Raw genomic sequence first — 18,193 nt, 5'->3', positions numbered from 1 at the left:
TTTACTCTCCGTAACTCATTCGCCTGAGCGGGGGACTATTACAACCGCTTCATTTTTGCGCCAACGTCCCCAGAGACGATGACCAATGGCGGAATACATCGCGCCCGCAACCACGACAAACGCACCGAGATAACCCAACAGGTTGAGCATCGGCTTGACGAAGACATCGGGCCAGGCCATTGATAACAAATCTGAAAATAACAGCGTAAACAGCGGGGTAAGCGTGATTAGGGCGCTCACCTGTGCTGCCTGCCAGCGCGCCATAGCTTCCGCCAGCGCGCCATAACCAACCAGCGTATTCAGCCCACAAAAAATGAGGCACGCCAGTTGCCAGTCGCTGAGCTGGGTAATCACACCCGGCTTCGCTAACGGCAATAATGCCAGTGTACACAAAGTGTACAGCAAAAAGAGGATCTGCTGTGAGGCAAGACGGCGCAATAACACCTTTTGCGCGACGCCATAACTCACCCAGACCGTTGCTGCACCCACCCCGAAAATGACACCCCAGGTGTAATCCGTCAGGCGGGTAAAAATCTCGATCAGGCTGGTGTTAAAGAACATCACCAGACCGCAAAGCAGCATGCTTGCTCCGATGATCTGCGTGCCGCGCATCTTCTCCTTGAGGATAAAGACACTGGCGACCATCATGCCGACCGGTGAAAGTTGCCCAATCACCTGCGACGCTGTAGGGCTAAGATATTGCAGGGAGGAGCTGAACAGAATGAAGTTCCCGAACAGACCGCCCGTCGCGATAGCCAGTAATACCAGCCAGCGCGGTTTTCGGAAGATGCGCAGCGGTGGCAGCTTACCTTTGACGGCCAGAATGGCGCCCAGGCCAATGCTTGCCATCAGGAAGCGATAAAACACCACCGTAGGCGGTTCCATCACTTCCAGCACCTGCTTCATTGCAATTGGCAGCGCACCCCAGCACATTGCGGTAATGAGCGCCAAAAGAATACCAATGCCGGCCTGCTGCTTCATGCCCGTTTTCCCTACAGAAAATTTTCCGGGTTTCCAATGTAAAAAGCCCCGCAACACGTTGCGGGGCTTTAATCCGTTACCGGACCGAGAAAACCTTACTCAGCAACGATGCTGATGTATTTACGGTTGTTCGGGCCTTTAACTTCAAATTTCACTTTACCGTCTGCTTTAGCAAACAGAGTGTGGTCACGACCGCAACCTACGTTGGTACCCGCGTGGAACTTGGTGCCACGCTGACGAACGATGATGCTACCCGCCAGAACGGATTCGCCACCGAAACGCTTAACGCCCAGGCGTTTAGCTTCTGAATCGCGACCGTTACGTGTGGAGCCGCCAGCCTTTTTATGTGCCATTTAAATCTCTCCTCAGGTCTTAGGCGCTGATGCCAGTAATTTTCACATCAGTGAACCACTGACGGTGGCCCTGCTGCTTACGATAGTGTTTACGACGACGAAACTTAACGATTTTAACTTTCTCGCCACGACCGTGAGCAACAACTTCAGCTTTGATAACGCCGCCATCAACGAAAGGAACGCCGATTTTGACTTCTTCACCGTTTGCGATCATCAGAACTTCTGCGAACTCAACAGATTCGCCAGTTGCGATGTCCAGCTTTTCCAGGCGAACGGTCTGACCTTCGCTTACTCGGTGTTGTTTACCACCACTTTGGAAAACCGCGTACATATAAACTCCGCTTCCGCGCACATCCTCGTATGATTCAGAGTGCGCTATAAATATTCACAATAGGGCGCGAATATTACGCAAAACGCGAGCCTTTGACAAGTGCTACCATCAATACATGAAGAAAAAAAACACAACACGTACGGTAACGTTTATCTGAGCCGTTTTTTCAGTACAATCAGCAATACTATTTATAAACCGAAACCCTTTGTGTACCCATCTCGTGTGGGATAAACAGGATAAAAAGCCCGGCTTTTGCGATGAATTTAGAAAAAATCAATGAGTTAACCGCGCAAGATATGGCGGGTGTGAATGCAGCAATCCTGGAGCAACTCAACTCTGACGTTCAGCTGATCAATCAGTTGGGCTATTACATCGTCAGCGGCGGCGGTAAACGTATTCGTCCGATGATTGCCATTCTGGCCGCACGCGCGGTTGGCTATCAGGGGAACGCCCACGTCACAATCGCGGCGCTGATCGAATTTATCCACACCGCCACCCTGCTTCACGACGATGTTGTGGATGAATCAGACATGCGTCGGGGTAAAGCCACCGCCAACGCCGCGTTTGGTAATGCGGCAAGCGTTCTGGTCGGGGATTTTATCTATACCCGCGCTTTCCAGATGATGACCAGCCTTGGCTCGCTGAAGGTGCTGGAAGTGATGTCAGAAGCGGTGAACGTTATCGCTGAAGGTGAAGTCCTACAGTTGATGAACGTTAACGACCCGGACATCACCGAAGAAAACTACATGCGGGTGATTTACAGCAAGACCGCACGTCTGTTTGAAGCCGCCGCGCAGTGCTCCGGGATTCTGGCAGGCTGTAGCGAAGCGCAGGAAAAAGGGCTTCAGGACTATGGCCGCTATCTCGGTACCGCATTCCAGCTGATTGATGATTTGCTGGACTACAGCGCGGATGGCGAAACGCTCGGTAAAAACGTCGGTGATGACCTGAACGAAGGCAAGCCAACGCTACCGCTGCTCCACGCGATGCACAATGGCACACCGGATCAGGCGAAAATGATCCGCGAGGCTATCGAGCAGGGAAATGGTCGCCATCTTCTGGAACCGGTACTGGAAACAATGGCAGTCTGTGGCTCCCTGGAATGGACGCGTCAGCGTGCAGAAGAAGAAGCAGACAAAGCCATCGCCGCCATTCAGGTCATTCCTGACAGCCCATGGCGCGATGCGCTAATCGGCCTCGCACACATCGCCGTCCAGCGCGATCGTTAATCCCCTCCTCGTCTCCCTGCGCTCCGCAGGGAGATTCCAGTACGCGCCAGTAAATTACATTTCCGTGTAAGCTCATCAGGTTACAGGCCGCATGTATAAAGCCATGCCTTATTCTGAATATTGCTTCTCGTAACATGAACTTTTTAGAACAGATGTTCTAAGTGAGTATAGTAATGCTGTCTTTTCACACGAAAAGGCGTGGACGATAACGAACACAAGGACAGCATTATGGATACAAAATTCATCGACTGGCATTCTGCTGACATTATTGCGGCACTGCGTAAAAAAGGGACATCGCTGGCTGCCGAATCACGTCGCAACGGGTTGAGCTCGTCGACGCTGGCAAATGCACTGACCCGCCCATGGCCGAAGGGGGAGCTGATTATCGCGAGGGCGCTGGATACGCATCCGTGGGTGATATGGCCGTCACGCTACCACGATCCCATTACCCATGAATTTATCGACAGAACGCGCATGATGCGTAAACGGTGAGCACTGCCGGGGCTTAGCCCCGGTTGCCTGGAGGATTACCGCTCGGTAAAGCTTTTGTCCAGCGTGGTTTGAAGTGGACTCAGTAAGTAATCGATCACGCGACGTTTCCCCGTTTTTATTTCTGCTGTCACGTTCATCCCCGCATTTAACGGAATATCGGTGCCTTCAACGTTGATATGGTCTTGATCGAGAGAAATTCTGGCGCTGAAAAGGAGGCCCCGTTTTTCGTCCTCAATAGCATCAAAACTGACGTGCTTAACCGTGCCGGTAAGATAGCCGTAACGGGTATAGGGAAAAGATTCAATCTTCACCACCACACTCTGCCCCGCTTTTACGAAACCAATGTCTTTGTTTTCTACCATTGCCTCAACGTCAATCTTATCGTCCTGAGGTGCAATCAACATGATGGCCTGCCCTTCCATCACTACGCCACCTTCATTATGAAATGCCAACTGCTGGACCAGACCCGCCACCGGTGAAGTAAGAGACATCCATGCCTGACGCTGACGCGTTTTTTCCAGCTGTTCTTTGAGCTGTTGGATATCCTCGTTTGCCTGCCTGAGGCTATCCAGCGTATCGCGCTTCAGGGTCTGCAAATTCACCAGACGTTCTTTTTCAACCTGATGGATACTTTCCTCTATTTGCTGAAGCTGCTCCTTCTGGCTGGCGAGATCCTGATCGTTTTCAATGGTTTTGCTTTGCTGCTGATACAGTTCATGCTGAGACAGGTAATTCTTTTGCTGAAGTTTCTCAAAATCGTGTAGCCGCTGTTTTTCAATTCTTCCCACATTCTGTAGCTTAACGATTTGAGAACGCGTAGCGCGCAGCTCGGCGTTGCGCTGCTGTAAAACCGTTTGCATCTGTTCATCCTGCGCAAACCAGGTTTGATACTGGTTTTGTACCAGCCTGCGGGCCTCAGCCAACTCCGTATCGGTAATGGGAAGTGTGGAAATATCGCTTTGCTGTATATCCGGTAACGTATGCTTTTCTAAACCCTGTAAAAGCGCCTGACCACGAACGCTCGCGAGCGTTGCCGCACTCAACTGACGCATGGTCTGGTTGTAATCGCTGTCAGAGCCAATGCCAGCCAGCTCAATCAACAAATCACCCTTATTAACCTTATCTCCATCCTTAACCAGGATCTTTTTGATCACCGAGGTTTCCAGCGGCTGAATCGTTTTGCTGTGCCCGGAAGGGATCGTTTTGCCGGCGGAGGTGGCGACTATTTCCACCTGGCCAATAATGGACCAGACCAGGGCAATTAACGCAAAGAGCATGATTAACCGCACGACCACTTTGGGCGCAGCCGATACCGGCGTCTCCGTCAGTTCCAGATGGGCGGGAAGAAACTCTCGCTCATCGGGCGTCCGCTCAGGTGCGTCTAGCGTATGCCTGACGCGCCAAATTTCTACAAAGGTATCTTTGTAACGTAAAAACAAATCCGAAAACGTACTAAACCACAACTTCACTTGACATCTCCCTATATTAAATCTCTTTAATTAAATGAAGCCATCGATCGGCTCTGGGTTAATTCTGCCCAAATGCACTTATCAGGTTTATATTACATTCTCTACTCACAAATAATTCAGCAATCAAGGAAGAAAGCGATCATAAATATTTATTAAATGAATAATAGCTAGTCTTTATATTATCTAAACCAATTTTTTCATTAGTTGATTTCATACGCAAAGAAAAATACTCTCTTAATCAAATTTACACTAACTTAAATGTGTCGTTTTAATGACTATCGTTTACGGCATGTGATTGATTAACTCATACATAAACTGACATTGTCTATTTTTAATATAACCTCGAGGAATATATGCGTAATTATACCTTCACACAAAATATCGTTCAAAATACTATAAGCATGATATCAGGCAATGATAATGCTAACTCACTTTATGGCACAGAAACTAATGATGATATTAACGGTTTTGGAGGAAACGATATTATCCATGGCTATGAAGGGTCTGATCATCTTGACGGCGGCACCGGTGACGACACCCTTGACGGAGGCAGCGGCGATGACACCTACACCTTCAGCGCCGGGCACGGCCAGGATACCCTGACCGACAGTTACGCTGACACCGTCAACACCCTCGTCTTTACCGGCGCCACAAGTGACTCCCTTGCCCTGGAACGTACCGGCAACAGCCTTGTCATCCGGGCCTATGGCAGCGACGACGCCCTGACCCTCCGGGATTACTTCATCTCCGATAAATACCAGGCGTTCAGCGTGGTGCTTGATGACCGCACCCTCACCGCAGAGGAATTCGCCGCCATCGGTGTCGTGGATATCGGGACGGCAAAAAATGAAAACCTGTACGGCAGTAAAAATAACGATTCCATCGACGGCGCCGACGGGAACGATACTCTGTTCGGCTATGCAGGAGATGACAGCCTTCATGGCGGCGCGGGCACCGATATCCTCCATGGCGAAGACGGCAGCGACAGCCTTGACGGCGGCGCCGGTAACGACACCCTTGACGGAGGCAGCGGCGACGATATTTATCATTTTCAAATGGGCCATGGTGCTGATGCTGTCATTGATGCCGATGCGAATACCGCGAATAAATTCATTTTCTCTGGTGCAACATCAGATCAGTTGAAACTTGAAAAAAAGGGAGGTGACTTGGTTCTTCATGTCTATCAAGACACCGACTCTGTGACGATAAAAAGCTATTCGTCTACAGAAGACAAATACTTCGAACTTGTTTTTGACGATAAGACGATCTCTGCTCAAGAGTTTCGTTCCATGGGAGTCGATATATACGGGACGGAAAATAGTGATTCGCTTACCGGGTTTACAGGTGATGACAACATTTGGGGCCTTGCAAGCGGTGATTCTCTCTATGGTTTCGATGGAAACGATACTATTTATGGGGGCGCGGGCGATGACTGGATTTATGGTTATGATGGTAATAACATAATGTATGGTGATGAAGGGAAAGATACCATCAATGGGGGGAAGAACGATGATACTATAACTGGTGGAGAAGGCGATGATAGTTTATCAGGTTATGAAGGCTCTAACACTTTCATATTCGAACGGGGTCATGACAACGATATCGTTTATTGTTCAGGAACTGATACTTTAGATCATCTTGTTTTCAAAGGTACATCCAGTAACGATGTAAAAATGTATCAATCTGGCACCAGTCTGGTTATTCAGGCATATGGAGAAAATGATTCCGTTAAGATAAATAGATTTTTTGACAATGAAACTTACCGCTATTTTGATCTGGTTTTCGATGATCGAACCATAAGCTATGAAGATATGCCAGAGTTCGTTTTAGAATGTGGTGGTATCACCTATACTGAAACGGTAGATATTATTCCTGGAGATCCGACTTTACTCCAATCTCTGAACCTGCAGCAAAGTGATAACAATGCATTAGTTAAAATGAATAACGCTACAGTTGACAGCGGCGTTGTAAATAACGAACCTTGCGCTGCCTCTCAAGCTCAGATTCTTGTAAGTGCAATATCGTCATTCGATTCTTCATATCAAGCAAGTGATATACAATCTAATATTACTGATCGTCACCAACTGACAACAGCACTAACTATTCCGCAATAAAAAACATCCCCCGGTTAACTCCGGGGGCAGCTAATTTTTTAAATAAACGGGATGAACTTTAACCTTTTTGGAGTTGATGAAGATAACGATAAAAACCCTGCTCTTTTAATATTAATTCGTCATGCGAACCCTCTTCAACTATCTCTCCTCGATCCATCGCTATAATGCGATGTGCAAAACGTACCGTTGATAAACGATGAGCAATGATAATCACCGTTCTGTTATAGCAAATTTTTTGCATATTATTCATGATTATTTTTTCAGATTCATAATCAAGGGCACTTGTCGCTTCATCTAAAATAAGGATCCTCGGATTCGTAACGAGCGCCCGGGCAATAGCCACGCGCTGCCGTTGCCCCCCCGACAGACACGCTCCCTGCTCTCCAACCTGTGTGTCATACCCTTCGGGTAACCCAAGAATAAATTCATGCGCGCCAGCAATTTTAGCCGCATGGATGATTTTCTCTAACTGCATGCCGGGTTCCGACAAAGCGATGTTTTCACGTATGCTGCGATTTAAAAGGACATTATCCTGTAAAACAACGCCAATTTGACGTCTTAACCACGCGGGATTAGTTAACGCAAGATCCTGACCATCGATCAAAACTCGGCCTTGTTCCGGAGTATATAAACGTTGGACGAGACGCGTTAAGGTGCTCTTTCCCGAACCGGAGCGGCCTACAACGCCAACGATCTCTCCGGACCGGATTGAAAGATTTAACGCTTTGAGGATTTGGGGGCCATCCGGGCGATAGCGAAAGGCCACATTTTCAAATTCGATAGCTCCTTTAATTTCTGGAAGGGTCAGACTACTGCCGGGGATCTCCGTCGGCGTATTCAAGATATCCCCTAGCCGAGCGATGGAGATAGCTACCTGTTGGAAATCTTGCCACAATTGTGCCAACCGGATAACCGGAGCGGCGACCTGACCAGCCAGCATATTAAATGCAATTAATTCTCCAACACTCAGCTCACCAGCAATCACCAATTGCGCTCCGATCCAAAGATTGGCCACCATCACCAATTTCTGCATAAGCTGTATACCCTGCTGCCCAACGGTTGCCAATTTTGTCACTTTAAAACCAGCATGAACGTAGGCAGCCAGTTGCTTATCCCAATGATGGGTCATTTGCGGTTCAACAGCCATAGCCTTAAGAGTGCCAATTGACGTCACCGATTCCACCAGGAAAGATTGGTTATCAGCACTGCGGGCAAATTTATCATTTAGCCGAGAGCGTAAAAGTGGGCTTATTGCCGCAGACCAGATTGCATAACATGGCAACGAGGCTAATACCACCAGTGTTAACCAGCCACTATAAAAGTACATCACGACAATAAAAATGAAAGAAAATACCAGATCGAGTAGCGACGTCATTGCCTGGCCGGTTAAGAAATTACGAATCTGTTCAAGCTCTCGTAAACGTGCAACCGTATCTCCTACGCGTCTTTTTTCAAACCATGCAATAGGGAGTTTAAGCAAATGGCGAAACAATTTTGCACCAAGCTCAACATCAATTCGACTGGTAGTATGAGCGAAAATATAAGTTCTTAAACCACCGAGTGTAACGTCAAAAATGATAATGAAAATGAGTGCAACCGTAATAACATTTAAGGTATTAAGGCCACGATGTACGAGCACTTTATCCATTACCACCTGAAAAAAAAGTGGGGTCATTAGTGCGAATAACTGCAATACTATTGAAGCAGCAATTACCTCTAAAAATATTTTCCTATATTTAATTATTGCAGGAATAAACCAGGTAAAATCAAATTTAGCTAATGAACCTAGAGCAGCAGCTCTTGATGTTACCAAGATGACCATACCAGTATAACGGCTAATAAAGTCTTTTTTTGACAGAACAACCGGTTTTTTTAACTCTAAATCGTGAATTAGATATTTATCTTTATCGACTCGTGCAAGGATAAAGTGCTTACCACTATCATCCCAGACCAGTGCAGGAAGTGTTAATTTATCAAGTTGTTGATATGTTTTTTTTACAGCCCTGGCTTTGAGGCCAATATCTTTCGCTGCAAGCAGCCACTGAACTTGAGAAAGACCAGATCCTTTAGGATCGTAAGCATGCTTAACATCCTGTATGTTTAATGCCACACCATGAAAATGTGCAATAATTTTAAGCGCAATTGTGGCATTATCTTGATATTTAATTTTATCGTCCTGCTCCATGCTATTCATCCGACAAATAATGCTGTGATATACAGTAGTGTATTATAAGTCTAAAGATTAAATACTATAATTAATATCACCTTAATATATTCTTAAAATAGAGATTTATTAATCAAGTGGTTTCGATAAAATATTCATAACAACAATGATAATTCACAAAACATATTAAATAACAATAATCACATAGAATAAATCAAACGTATATTTATACTTAGCGTATTATTCAGTTTAAAATGTAAGATATGTATTATGCGGTTAAATAATGATAAGACTTTTTTAGAGAAGAGAGCTATTAACTATAAATTTGCAGAATAAGATGTGAAAGCTCCCGCTACTGCGGGAGCTTCTCTTTTGACGATTACTCGCCCTTCACACGCTCGATATTCGCACCCAGCGCGCGCAGTTTGTCTTCAATGCGCTCGTAACCACGGTCGATGTGGTAGATACGATCGACAACGGTAGTGCCTTCCGCAATACACCCTGCCAGTACCAGACTCGCAGATGCGCGCAGATCGGTCGCCATCACCTGCGCACCGGACAGTTTTTCAACGCCGTGACAGATGACCGTGTTGCTTTCAATCTCAGCATGCGCTCCCATACGGATCAGCTCCGGGACATGCATGAAACGGTTTTCGAAGATGGTTTCCGTGATGAAGCCCGTGCCTTCGGCCACCAGGTTCAGCAGCGTGAACTGCGCCTGCATATCCGTCGGGAAGGCCGGGTGTGGCGCAGTGCGCACGTTAACGGCTTTAGGACGCTGCCCGTGCATATCCAGGCTTATCCAGTCTTCACCGATTTCAATGTCCGCGCCCGCATCGCGCAGCTTCGCCAGCACCGCATCCAGGGTATCCGGCTGTGCGTTGCGGCAGACAATCTTACCGCCAGAAATGGCCGCCGCCACCAGGAAGGTCCCGGTTTCGATACGGTCTGGCAGGACGCGGTACACGCCGCCACCCAGACGCTCAACGCCTTCGATGGTAATACGGTCCGTGCCCTGCCCGCTGATCTTCGCACCCAGTGCGACCAGGAAGTTCGCGGTGTCCACGATTTCCGGTTCGCGCGCGGCGTTTTCAATGATGGTAGTGCCTTCTGCCAGCGTAGCAGCCGACATGATGGTCACCGTTGCGCCCACGCTCACTTTGTCCATGACAATGTGCGCGCCTTTCAGACGACCATTGACGGACGCTTTCACGTAACCTTCTTCCAGCTTGATCTCCGCGCCCAGCTTTTCCAGGCCAAAGATATGCAGGTCGACGGGACGCGCACCGATAGCGCATCCGCCCGGGAGTGAAACCTGACCCTGACCGAAACGCGCCACCAGCGGCCCAAGGGCCCAGATGGAAGCACGCATGGTTTTCACCAGCTCATACGGTGCTGAGAAGTTGTTCACGTTGCTGGCATCGATCCAGACGGAACCGTTACGCTCCACTTTGGTGCCCAACTGGCCGAGCAACTTCATGGTCGTGTCGATATCTTTCAGCTTCGGTACGTTCTGGATCTCTACCGGCTCTTCTGCGAGCAGCGCAGCGAAAAGAATAGGCAGCGCGGCGTTTTTAGCGCCAGAAATTGTGACTTCGCCCTGGAGACGCGTGGGTCCCTGTACACGAAATTTATCCATTGTTTGCTCTCTTATAAATTCAACCGTGCTGCGAGCGCTTCGCCCCCAGCTCAAAAACCGTTTAGTTTGCGATCGCGTGCCCACTCCTGTGGGGTGAACGCTTTAATCGACAGGGCGTGAATGCGGTTGTCCGCAATGTATTCCATCAGCGGCGCGTACACAGCCTGCTGTTTTTTCACGCGACTCATTCCGTCGAACATCTCACCCACAGCAATAACCTGGAAGTGACTGCCATCGCCAGAGACGTGGGCTTCCTGAAGGGAGAGTGCATTCATCAGCACAGTCTGGATTTCATTATTTTCCATGGGGTCTACATCATCTGATAGTGAAAACAAGCCCAACATCTTAGAGCAAAGTGGCGCGGTCTTAAACAAGCAAAAAGCCCCGACGCGCAAACTGTCGGGGCTTTCGGAAGTAACGTACTGAAAAAATTAGCGAGGTAATACGTCTTCGGGCAAATTGTAAAGCTGTGCAAGGGTGACGACGTTGTCGCTTACCCCCGTCAGGGTAACGCTGCTCCCCTGCTTTTTGCCCGTGGCAACCAGGTGCGCCAGCAGCGCAATACCGGCGGTATCTACCCGCGTGACGCCATGTAGATCAATCCGCGTCACGCCTTGCATCGCGTTATGGCGAGCGTCCCACAGCGGGTTAAGCAGATCCTGATCCAGCTCTCCCGTCAGCGTCAGCGTCTCGCCGTCTCGCGCCCAGCTAAGCTGCTGCGACATTACTTCTTCTCGTCCAGGGTAATTTTCTGACGAGAGATAGACTGAAGCTGAGCCGTCAGGCCATCAATACCTTTGGTGCGCAGCAGATCGCTCCACTCGTTCTGTTTAGTGGTAATCATGCTTACGCCTTCGGCGATCATGTCATACGCCTGCCAGTTTCCGGTCTGGCTGTTCTTACGCCACTGGAAGTCCAGGCGAACCGGCGGGCGGCCGTTTGGATCGATAATTGTCACGCGGATAGGAATGATGGTGGCATCGCCCAGCGGCTGTTCAGGGGCAATCTGATAGGTCTGACCGTGATACATCGCCAGCGCCTGACCGTAAGCCTGTTTCAGGTATTCACGGAACGCCGCGAAGTAAGCCTCGCGCTGCGCCGGGGTCGCCTCTTTGTAATAACGGCCCAGTACCAGCGCGCCCGCATACTTGATCTGCACATACGGCAGCAGTTCCTGATCCACGACATCACGCAGATAGTCAGGGTTAGAGCGGATTTTGGGCTGTTCGTTTTTAAGACGGTCGAAGGTTTTCTTCGCAGCCTCATCCATCAGTTTGTACGGGTTACTCTGATCCGCAGCGTGTACCGCAGTCAGAGGGGCAATGACCAGCATGGCAACCATTAACAGTCGTTTAAACATGAATGACTTCTCCTGAAATTAATTCGTCGCGCCTGGCGTCGGTTCGACGTTGGTGTGGTCTTCACTCTGCGCAGGGGCATCGTCAGACTTTTTATCATCCCCTTTACTGTTGTAAAGGAACTGACCAATCATATCCTCCAGCACCATCGCTGACTTGGTATCCTGGATTACGCTACCGTCTTTAAGGATAGACGTTCCCAGCTCAGGATCTTCAAAACCAACGTTGAGGGCCAGATATTGCTCCCCCAGCAGGCCAGAAGTGCGGATAGAGAGCGAGCTGGTGTCAGGAATGTGGTTATAACGCTCTTCGATATCCATCGCGACGCGCGGCAGATACGTTTTTTCATCAAGCGTAATGTCCGCTACACGTCCGATGACGACGCCACCAATACGCACCGGCGAGCGCGCCTTCAGGCCGCCGATATTATCGAAGGTCGCGTAGACGCGATACGTCGGCTCGGCGCGAACAGAGGTAATGTCCGCCGCTCGCAGGCAGATGAACAGCGCGGCCAGCAGCGCCAGAAGCAGAAACACGCCAACCCAAATTTCATTTTTTCTCGTTTGCATGAACTCAATTCCCAAACATCAGTGCGGTGAGCACAAAATCCAGACCTAAAACGGCCAGCGACGAATGTACGACAGTACGCGTCGTTGCGCGGCTAATGCCCGCCGACGTCGGAATGGCATCGTAACCATTAAACAACGCAATCCAGGTAACCGTCACAGCGAAAACCACGCTCTTGATCAGACAGTTGACCAAATCCATCCGCAGATCGATGGCGTCCTGCATGGCGGACCAGAAGAACCCGGCATCAATGCCTTTCCAGTTGACGCCGACCAGCGCGCCGCCCCAGATACCGACCGCCACAAAGAGGATAGTCAGTAACGGTAAGGAGATAACCCCGGCCCAGAAGCGCGGTGAGATCACCCGGCGCAGCGGATCGACCGCCATCATCTCCATGCTGGAAAGCTGCTCGGTGGCGCGCATCAGGCCAATTTCCGCCGTCAGTGCTGACCCGGCACGCCCGGCGAACAGCAGCGCGGCAACCACCGGTCCGAGTTCACGCAGCAGCGAGAGCGCCACCAGCATGCCCAGGCTGGTTTCCGCGCTGTAGGTTGTCAGCACCAGATATCCCTGCAACCCCAGCACCATGCCGATAAACAGCCCCGACACGATGATGATAAGCATCGACAGTACGCCGACGTTATAAAGCTGCCGCACCAGTAACGGCGCATGCTTGCGGAACTCCGGTTTGCCAACCAGCGCGTTGAACAACATTAATCCGGCACGTCCGAACGTACTGATGGTTTTTAGGCCACGGTGTCCAAGACCCGCCAACGCATTTAACAGCATGAGTGGCTTAACTCCCTATTCCCAGTAAATCGTCATGATAGTCGCCTGCCGGATAGCGGAAAGGCACCGGCCCATCTGCGATACCGTCCAGGAACTGCCGCACGCGCGGATCGCCATTCTCCTGCAACGCCTGAGCGCTGCCGTGGGCGACGATCTTTTTGTCAGCCACAATATAGGCGTAATCAGCAATGCTCAGCACTTCCGGCACGTCGTGGGAAACCACCACGCAGGTGACGCCAAGGGCGCTGTTCAGTTCTGAAATGAGCTTCACCAGTACGCCCATAGTGATAGGGTCCTGCCCGACGAACGGTTCGTCGAACATGATTAAATCCGGTTCAAGGGCAATAGCACGCGCCAGCGCGGCGCGGCGCGCCATCCCGCCGGAGAGTTCGGACGGCATGAGTTTCGCCGCCCCCCGCAACCCCACGGCTTCGAGTTTCATCATCACCGTGCTGTGCAACAGCGCAGGAGGAAGATGGGTGTGCTCACGCAGCGGATAGGCCACGTTGTCAAATACGTTCATATCGGTGAACAGCGCACCCGACTGAAAGAGCATGCTCATTCGTTTGCGAACCGTGTAGAGGCGCGAGCGAGACATCTCCGGAACGTTTTCACCGTCGAAGAGAATTTCGCCGCTGTCAGGGGGGATTTGCCCGCCGATAAGACGCAGCAACGTCGTTTTACCGATCCCTGACGGCCCCATGATGGCGGTGATTTTACCGCGCGGCACGGTCAGCGAAATATCATCAAATATCACCCGGCTGCCGCGAGAAAAACTGACGCCCCGGACATCGACTATATTCGCCATCGTTTGGCTCATTTATGGTTCCTTACTTACCTTGCTTCACGGCTGGCATGAAGCGTAAATCAGCCCTAAACCCCGCATTTTTACAGAATATTCACTATTGGGGTTAGCTAAAGCTGGCATTTGTTTTACTTTTCCGGCGCATAAAGTCAAAATTAGGAATTCGTCACGTCTCAGACTTCATCTGGCGCCAGAATCCGTGCGCAGTGGACCAGCGAGTATACCTGAAGAAAGGACTTTTGATGCTTTTAGCAACAGCACTGTTAATAATTGGTTTACTGTTGGTGGTCTACAGTGCTGACCGTTTGGTCTTTGCCGCATCCATTCTTTGTCGACTCATTGGCATGCCGCCCATCATTATCGGAATGACGGTGGTCAGTGTAGGCACATCGCTTCCTGAAATCATTGTTTCTGTTTCAGCCTCGCTGCATGGTCAGGTCGACCTCGCTATCGGCACCGCGATTGGCTCTAACATCGTCAATATATTACTGATTTTAGGCTTAGCCGCATTGCTGCATCCATTTCGCGTCCATTCTGATGTTTTGCGCCGCGAATTGCCGCTAATGTTAGTCGTTAGCCTGCTGGCTGGCTACGTGCTTTACGACGGGGTGCTGAGCATTGATGACGGTATATTCCTGCTCGCCCTGGCCGGGATCTGGTTGCTTTACAGCGTGAAAATCGCGCGTCTGGCGGAAAAACAGGGCAACGACAGCCTCACGCGTGAGCATCTCGCCGAGCTGCCCAGGGAAGGCACCTTACCCGTCGCCCTGCTGTGGCTGGGCGTCGCGCTGATAATCATGCCGATGGCCACGCGGATGGTCGTCGATAACGCGACGGTGCTGGCGAACGCGTTTGCGATGAGCGAACTGACAATCGGTCTGACGGTCATCGCCATCGGCACCAGCCTGCCAGAGCTGGCCACCGCCATCGCCGGGGCGCGTAAAGGTGAAGATGATATCGCCATCGGCAATATCATTGGCTCTAATATTTTCAATATCGCGATCGTGACGGGGCTGCCGGCGCTGATCTCGCCGGGGCCGTTTAACCCCATGGTCTTCACGCGCGATTACGGTGTGATGCTGCTGGTCAGCGTCATTTTCGCCCTGCTCTGCTGGCGGCGAAAAGAGCAGATCGGCAAAGGCGCAGGCGCGCTGCTGACGGGTGGATTTATCGTATGGCTGGCGATGCTGTACTGGCTCTCGCCACTTCTCTCTGGGTAAACGGAAACGCATTATGTCGCAAATAGAATTGCAGCCGGGTTTTGACTTTCAGAAAGCAGGCAAAGACGTTCTGGAGATTGAACGTGAAGGTCTGGCGCAGTTAGATCAGTACATTAATCAGGATTTTAGTCTGGCCTGTGAGAAGATGTTCTACTGTGCCGGTAAAGTCGTGGTGATGGGGATGGGCAAGTCTGGTCATATCGGGCGCAAAATGGCGGCGACCTTTGCCAGCACCGGCACCTCGTCCTTCTTCGTTCATCCGGGTGAAGCCGCGCACGGTGACCTCGGCATGGTTACGCCGCAGGACGTGGTTATTGCGCTATCTAACTCTGGGGAATCGAATGAGATCCTGGCGTTGATCCCGGTGCTCAAGCGCCTGCACGTCCCGCTGATTTGCATGACCAGCCGCCCGGAAAGCAGCATGGCGCGTGCGGCAGATATTCACCTGTGCGTGAAGGTGCCGAAAGAAGCCTGTCCGCTGGGACTGGCCCCGACCTCCAGCACCACCGCCGCGCTGGTGATGGGCGATGCCCTTGCCGTTGCGCTGCTGGAAGCCCGCGGTTTTACGCCTGAAGATTTCGCCCTGTCTCACCCCGGCGGCGCGCTCGGGCGCAAACTGCTGCTGCGGGTTAACGATATTATGCACACCGGGGATGAAATTCCGCACGTCAGCAAAGAGGCTTCTCTGCGCGACGCGTTGCTGGAAATCACCCGCAAAAACCTGGGCATGACGGTCATCTGTGACGACCTGATGAAGATTCAGGGCATTTTTACCGACGGTGACCTGCGCCGGGTGTTCGATATGGGTGTGGATGTTCGAACGCTGGGCATCGCGGATGTGATGACGCCAGGCGGGATCCGCGTCCGTCCGGGCACGCTGGCGGTCGATGTGCTGAACCTGATGCAGTCCCGTCATATCACCTCAGTGATGGTTGCCGATGGCGACCAACTGCTGGGTGTGGTACATATGCATGATCTGCTGCGCGCAGGCGTAGTGTAATGAAGGATAAGACAATGAGTAATGCGGGTGCATCCCTTGCAACCTGTTATGGCCCGGTGAGCGCCCAGATGATGGCAAAGGCGGAAACTATCCGCCTGCTGATCCTCGATGTAGACGGCGTGCTTTCCGACGGTCTGATTTATATGGGCAATAACGGCGAAGAGCTGAAAGCCTTTAACGTTCGCGACGGTTACGGTATCCGCTGTGCGCTCACGTCCGGTATTGACGTTGCAATCATCACCGGGCGGAAAGCTAAACTGGTAGAAGATCGGTGTGAAACGCTGGGCATTACGCATCTCTATCAGGGACAGTCTGATAAGATGGTAGCCTTCCGGGATTTGCTGGAAAAACTGGCCATTGCGCCAGAGAATGTGGCGTACGTCGGGGATGATTTGATCGACTGGCCAGTGATGGCGGAGGTGGGTCTGAGCATTGCCGTGGCTGACGCACACCCGCTGCTGATCCCGCGTGCTGATTACGTTACCCATATTCACGGTGGCCGCGGTGCCGTGCGTGAAGTCTGCGATCTGCTTCTGCTGGCGCAGGGCAAGCTTGATGAGGCGAAAGGGCAATCGATATGAGTAAAACCAGACGTTGGGTTATCATTCTGCTTTCGCTTGTCGTCCTGATCCTGATTGGCGTGAACCTCGCTGACCGCGATGATACGCAAACGGAAGTGGTCAACACGAGCGACCCGACCTACAAAAGCGATCGCAGCGATACCGTGGTTTATAGCCCGGAAGGCGCACTGAACTATCGCCTGATTGCTCAGCATGTCGAATATTTTTCAGATGACGGTGTTTCGTGGTTTACCCAGCCGGTGCTGACCACCTTTGATACCGACAAAGTGCCGACGTGGTCAATCAAGTCTGACCGGGCAAAACTGACAAATGACCGTATGCTTTATCTGTATGGTCACGTTGAAGTCAACGCCCTGACCGCTGACGCTCAACTGCGCAAAATTACGACCGATAACGCCCAGATCAACCTGGTCACCCAGGATGTCACGTCGCAGGATTTAGTCACCCTGTATGGCACAACATTTAATTCCAGCGGTTTAAGAATGCGCGGGAACTTACGCAGCAAAAACGCCGAGCTGATTGAAAAGGTTAGAACCTCCTATGAAATTCAAAACAAACAAACTCAGCCTTAAAGTTGTTATCGCCAGCGCGCTGCTGGCGGCCAGTCTTCCCGCGCTTGCTGTGACTGGCGACACCGAACAGCCGATTCATATCGAATCTGATACGCAGTCTCTGGATATGCAGGGTAACGTCGTTACCTTTACCGGCAACGTCGTCGTTACCCAGGGCACCATCAAAATCAATGCCGACAAAGTGGTCGTTACCCGTCCGGGCGGCGAACAGGGCAAAGAGATTATTGATGGTTATGGCAACCCGGCCACGTTCTACCAGATGCAGGACAACGGCAAGCCGGTAAAAGGCCATGCCTCGCATATGCACTACGAACTGGCGAAGGATCTGGTCATCCTGACCGGTAATGCTTACCTGGAACAGCTGGACAGCAACATCAAAGGCGACAAGATCACCTATCTGGTGAAAGAGCAGAAAATGCAGGCCTCCAGCGAAAAAGGTAAACGCGTCACTACCGTGCTTGTGCCTTCGCAGTTGCAGGACAAGAACAACGGTCAGGCTCCGGCACAGAAAAAGAGTAACTAATTCGTT

20 protein-coding genes are annotated in these 18,193 nt (G+C 50.9%); 8 read left to right on the top strand and 12 right to left on the bottom strand.

The features are described 5' to 3' along the window. Positions 1-15: 15 nt before the first annotated feature. The 3 genes from N5C09_RS12580 to rplU all read right to left on the bottom strand — a co-directional run bounded on the left by N5C09_RS12580 (position 16) and on the right by rplU (position 1,665). On the bottom strand, positions 16-981 hold the full coding sequence (locus tag N5C09_RS12580) for a DMT family transporter (protein ID WP_279749146.1): 966 nt from the start codon (positions 979-981) through the stop codon (positions 16-18). A gap of 95 nt (positions 982-1,076) precedes the next feature. Continuing rightward, the gene (gene rpmA / locus N5C09_RS12575; protein WP_003861831.1) at positions 1,077-1,334 is read right to left on the bottom strand and encodes a 50S ribosomal protein L27; all 258 of its coding nucleotides are present in this window, start codon (positions 1,332-1,334) and stop codon (positions 1,077-1,079) included. 19 nt (positions 1,335-1,353) lie between these two features. Further along, complete coding sequence (gene rplU / locus N5C09_RS12570) at positions 1,354-1,665, bottom strand: 50S ribosomal protein L21 (protein WP_003025032.1); 312 nt, start codon at positions 1,663-1,665, stop codon at positions 1,354-1,356. A 257-nt stretch (positions 1,666-1,922) separates the two neighbouring features. Between rplU and ispB the strand changes: the two genes are divergently transcribed. Together ispB and sfsB are read left to right on the top strand one after the other, a co-directional pair. Then, entirely contained in the window at positions 1,923-2,894 is a 972-nt protein-coding gene (gene ispB / locus N5C09_RS12565; RefSeq protein ID WP_063451038.1) for an octaprenyl diphosphate synthase, read from the top strand. 228 nt (positions 2,895-3,122) lie between these two features. Beyond that, positions 3,123-3,386: a DNA-binding transcriptional regulator SfsB gene (gene sfsB, locus N5C09_RS12560; RefSeq protein ID WP_279749145.1), complete on the top strand. Its 264-nt coding sequence runs from the start codon at positions 3,123-3,125 to the stop codon at positions 3,384-3,386. A gap of 35 nt (positions 3,387-3,421) precedes the next feature. On the opposite strand, the gene N5C09_RS12555 is transcribed toward sfsB, so the two are convergent. Beyond that, positions 3,422-4,855, bottom strand: a complete 1,434-nt coding sequence (locus tag N5C09_RS12555; RefSeq protein ID WP_279749144.1) for an HlyD family type I secretion periplasmic adaptor subunit — start codon at positions 4,853-4,855, stop codon at positions 3,422-3,424. A 353-nt stretch (positions 4,856-5,208) separates the two neighbouring features. On the opposite strand from N5C09_RS12555, the gene N5C09_RS12550 reads away from it, so the two are divergent. Then, positions 5,209-6,969 carry a calcium-binding protein gene (locus N5C09_RS12550; protein ID WP_279749143.1) on the top strand — a complete coding sequence of 587 codons (1,761 nt, stop codon included), beginning with the start codon at positions 5,209-5,211 and terminating at the stop codon, positions 6,967-6,969. A gap of 58 nt (positions 6,970-7,027) precedes the next feature. On the opposite strand, the gene N5C09_RS12545 is transcribed toward N5C09_RS12550, so the two are convergent. The 8 genes from N5C09_RS12545 to mlaF all read right to left on the bottom strand — a co-directional run bounded on the left by N5C09_RS12545 (position 7,028) and on the right by mlaF (position 14,306). Continuing rightward, complete coding sequence (locus N5C09_RS12545) at positions 7,028-9,154, bottom strand: type I secretion system permease/ATPase (RefSeq protein WP_279749142.1); 2,127 nt, start codon at positions 9,152-9,154, stop codon at positions 7,028-7,030. A 358-nt stretch (positions 9,155-9,512) separates the two neighbouring features. Next, positions 9,513-10,772: a UDP-N-acetylglucosamine 1-carboxyvinyltransferase gene (murA, locus tag N5C09_RS12540; RefSeq protein WP_006812128.1), complete on the bottom strand. Its 1,260-nt coding sequence runs from the start codon at positions 10,770-10,772 to the stop codon at positions 9,513-9,515. A gap of 50 nt (positions 10,773-10,822) precedes the next feature. Further along, entirely contained in the window at positions 10,823-11,077 is a 255-nt protein-coding gene (ibaG, locus tag N5C09_RS12535) for a BolA family iron metabolism protein IbaG (protein ID WP_003861840.1), read from the bottom strand. 126 nt (positions 11,078-11,203) lie between these two features. Then, positions 11,204-11,497 (bottom strand): lipid asymmetry maintenance protein MlaB, encoded by a 294-nt coding sequence (mlaB, locus tag N5C09_RS12530; RefSeq protein WP_063451037.1) that lies wholly within the window; start codon positions 11,495-11,497, stop codon positions 11,204-11,206. Continuing rightward, the gene (gene mlaC / locus N5C09_RS12525) at positions 11,497-12,132 is read right to left on the bottom strand and encodes a phospholipid-binding protein MlaC (RefSeq protein ID WP_063451036.1); all 636 of its coding nucleotides are present in this window, start codon (positions 12,130-12,132) and stop codon (positions 11,497-11,499) included. Before mlaC ends, mlaB begins: the two co-directional genes overlap by 1 nt. A gap of 18 nt (positions 12,133-12,150) precedes the next feature. Then, on the bottom strand, positions 12,151-12,699 hold the full coding sequence (mlaD, locus tag N5C09_RS12520; protein ID WP_063451035.1) for an outer membrane lipid asymmetry maintenance protein MlaD: 549 nt from the start codon (positions 12,697-12,699) through the stop codon (positions 12,151-12,153). Positions 12,700-12,703: 4 nt separating this feature from the next. Continuing rightward, on the bottom strand, positions 12,704-13,486 hold the full coding sequence (mlaE, locus tag N5C09_RS12515) for a lipid asymmetry maintenance ABC transporter permease subunit MlaE (protein WP_003861848.1): 783 nt from the start codon (positions 13,484-13,486) through the stop codon (positions 12,704-12,706). 7 nt (positions 13,487-13,493) lie between these two features. Then, the gene (gene mlaF, locus N5C09_RS12510) at positions 13,494-14,306 is read right to left on the bottom strand and encodes a phospholipid ABC transporter ATP-binding protein MlaF (RefSeq protein WP_063867565.1); all 813 of its coding nucleotides are present in this window, start codon (positions 14,304-14,306) and stop codon (positions 13,494-13,496) included. Between the two features lie 227 nt (positions 14,307-14,533). Between mlaF and N5C09_RS12505 the strand changes: the two genes are divergently transcribed. The 5 genes from N5C09_RS12505 to lptA are packed head-to-tail and all read left to right on the top strand — an operon-like array spanning position 14,534 to position 18,187. Beyond that, on the top strand, positions 14,534-15,511 hold the full coding sequence (locus N5C09_RS12505; protein ID WP_063867564.1) for a calcium/sodium antiporter: 978 nt from the start codon (positions 14,534-14,536) through the stop codon (positions 15,509-15,511). Positions 15,512-15,524: 13 nt separating this feature from the next. After that, positions 15,525-16,511 carry an arabinose-5-phosphate isomerase KdsD gene (gene kdsD, locus N5C09_RS12500; RefSeq protein ID WP_003861853.1) on the top strand — a complete coding sequence of 329 codons (987 nt, stop codon included), beginning with the start codon at positions 15,525-15,527 and terminating at the stop codon, positions 16,509-16,511. A gap of 14 nt (positions 16,512-16,525) precedes the next feature. Then, a complete protein-coding gene (kdsC, locus tag N5C09_RS12495; protein ID WP_063867563.1) occupies positions 16,526-17,092 on the top strand; it encodes a 3-deoxy-manno-octulosonate-8-phosphatase KdsC in 567 nt (188 codons plus the stop codon). Then, on the top strand, positions 17,089-17,664 hold the full coding sequence (gene lptC, locus N5C09_RS12490; RefSeq protein WP_063451031.1) for an LPS export ABC transporter periplasmic protein LptC: 576 nt from the start codon (positions 17,089-17,091) through the stop codon (positions 17,662-17,664). Before kdsC ends, lptC begins: the two co-directional genes overlap by 4 nt. After that, positions 17,633-18,187 carry a lipopolysaccharide ABC transporter substrate-binding protein LptA gene (gene lptA, locus N5C09_RS12485; RefSeq protein ID WP_063451030.1) on the top strand — a complete coding sequence of 185 codons (555 nt, stop codon included), beginning with the start codon at positions 17,633-17,635 and terminating at the stop codon, positions 18,185-18,187. The genes lptC and lptA overlap by 32 nt, the downstream gene beginning before the upstream one ends. Positions 18,188-18,193 lie beyond the last annotated feature (6 nt).

It is taken from the genome of Enterobacter sp. GD03975 (assembly GCF_029838645.1).
Taxonomy (GTDB): Bacteria; Pseudomonadota; Gammaproteobacteria; order Enterobacterales; family Enterobacteriaceae; genus Enterobacter; species Enterobacter quasihormaechei.
The sequence above is the reverse complement of the archived record's forward strand: the minus strand, read 5'-3'. Positions and strand labels throughout refer to the sequence as shown.

Coding starts and splice junctions, on each gene's coding strand:
- N5C09_RS12580 (WP_279749146.1), bottom strand. CDS start 981: ATGAAGCAGCAGGCCGGCATTGGTATTCTTTTGGCGCTCATTACCGCA.
- rpmA (WP_003861831.1), bottom strand. CDS start 1,334: ATGGCACATAAAAAGGCTGGCGGCTCCACACGTAACGGTCGCGATTCA.
- rplU (WP_003025032.1), bottom strand. CDS start 1,665: ATGTACGCGGTTTTCCAAAGTGGTGGTAAACAACACCGAGTAAGCGAA.
- ispB (WP_063451038.1), top strand. CDS start 1,923: ATGAATTTAGAAAAAATCAATGAGTTAACCGCGCAAGATATGGCGGGT.
- sfsB (WP_279749145.1), top strand. CDS start 3,123: ATGGATACAAAATTCATCGACTGGCATTCTGCTGACATTATTGCGGCA.
- N5C09_RS12550 (WP_279749143.1), top strand. CDS start 5,209: ATGCGTAATTATACCTTCACACAAAATATCGTTCAAAATACTATAAGC.
- N5C09_RS12545 (WP_279749142.1), bottom strand. CDS start 9,154: ATGGAGCAGGACGATAAAATTAAATATCAAGATAATGCCACAATTGCG.
- murA (WP_006812128.1), bottom strand. CDS start 10,772: ATGGATAAATTTCGTGTACAGGGACCCACGCGTCTCCAGGGCGAAGTC.
- ibaG (WP_003861840.1), bottom strand. CDS start 11,077: ATGGAAAATAATGAAATCCAGACTGTGCTGATGAATGCACTCTCCCTT.
- mlaB (WP_063451037.1), bottom strand. CDS start 11,497: ATGTCGCAGCAGCTTAGCTGGGCGCGAGACGGCGAGACGCTGACGCTG.
- mlaC (WP_063451036.1), bottom strand. CDS start 12,132: ATGTTTAAACGACTGTTAATGGTTGCCATGCTGGTCATTGCCCCTCTG.
- mlaD (WP_063451035.1), bottom strand. CDS start 12,699: ATGCAAACGAGAAAAAATGAAATTTGGGTTGGCGTGTTTCTGCTTCTG.
- mlaE (WP_003861848.1), bottom strand. CDS start 13,486: ATGCTGTTAAATGCGTTGGCGGGTCTTGGACACCGTGGCCTAAAAACC.
- mlaF (WP_063867565.1), bottom strand. CDS start 14,306: ATGAGCCAAACGATGGCGAATATAGTCGATGTCCGGGGCGTCAGTTTT.
- N5C09_RS12505 (WP_063867564.1), top strand. CDS start 14,534: ATGCTTTTAGCAACAGCACTGTTAATAATTGGTTTACTGTTGGTGGTC.
- kdsD (WP_003861853.1), top strand. CDS start 15,525: ATGTCGCAAATAGAATTGCAGCCGGGTTTTGACTTTCAGAAAGCAGGC.
- kdsC (WP_063867563.1), top strand. CDS start 16,526: ATGAGTAATGCGGGTGCATCCCTTGCAACCTGTTATGGCCCGGTGAGC.
- lptC (WP_063451031.1), top strand. CDS start 17,089: ATGAGTAAAACCAGACGTTGGGTTATCATTCTGCTTTCGCTTGTCGTC.
- lptA (WP_063451030.1), top strand. CDS start 17,633: ATGAAATTCAAAACAAACAAACTCAGCCTTAAAGTTGTTATCGCCAGC.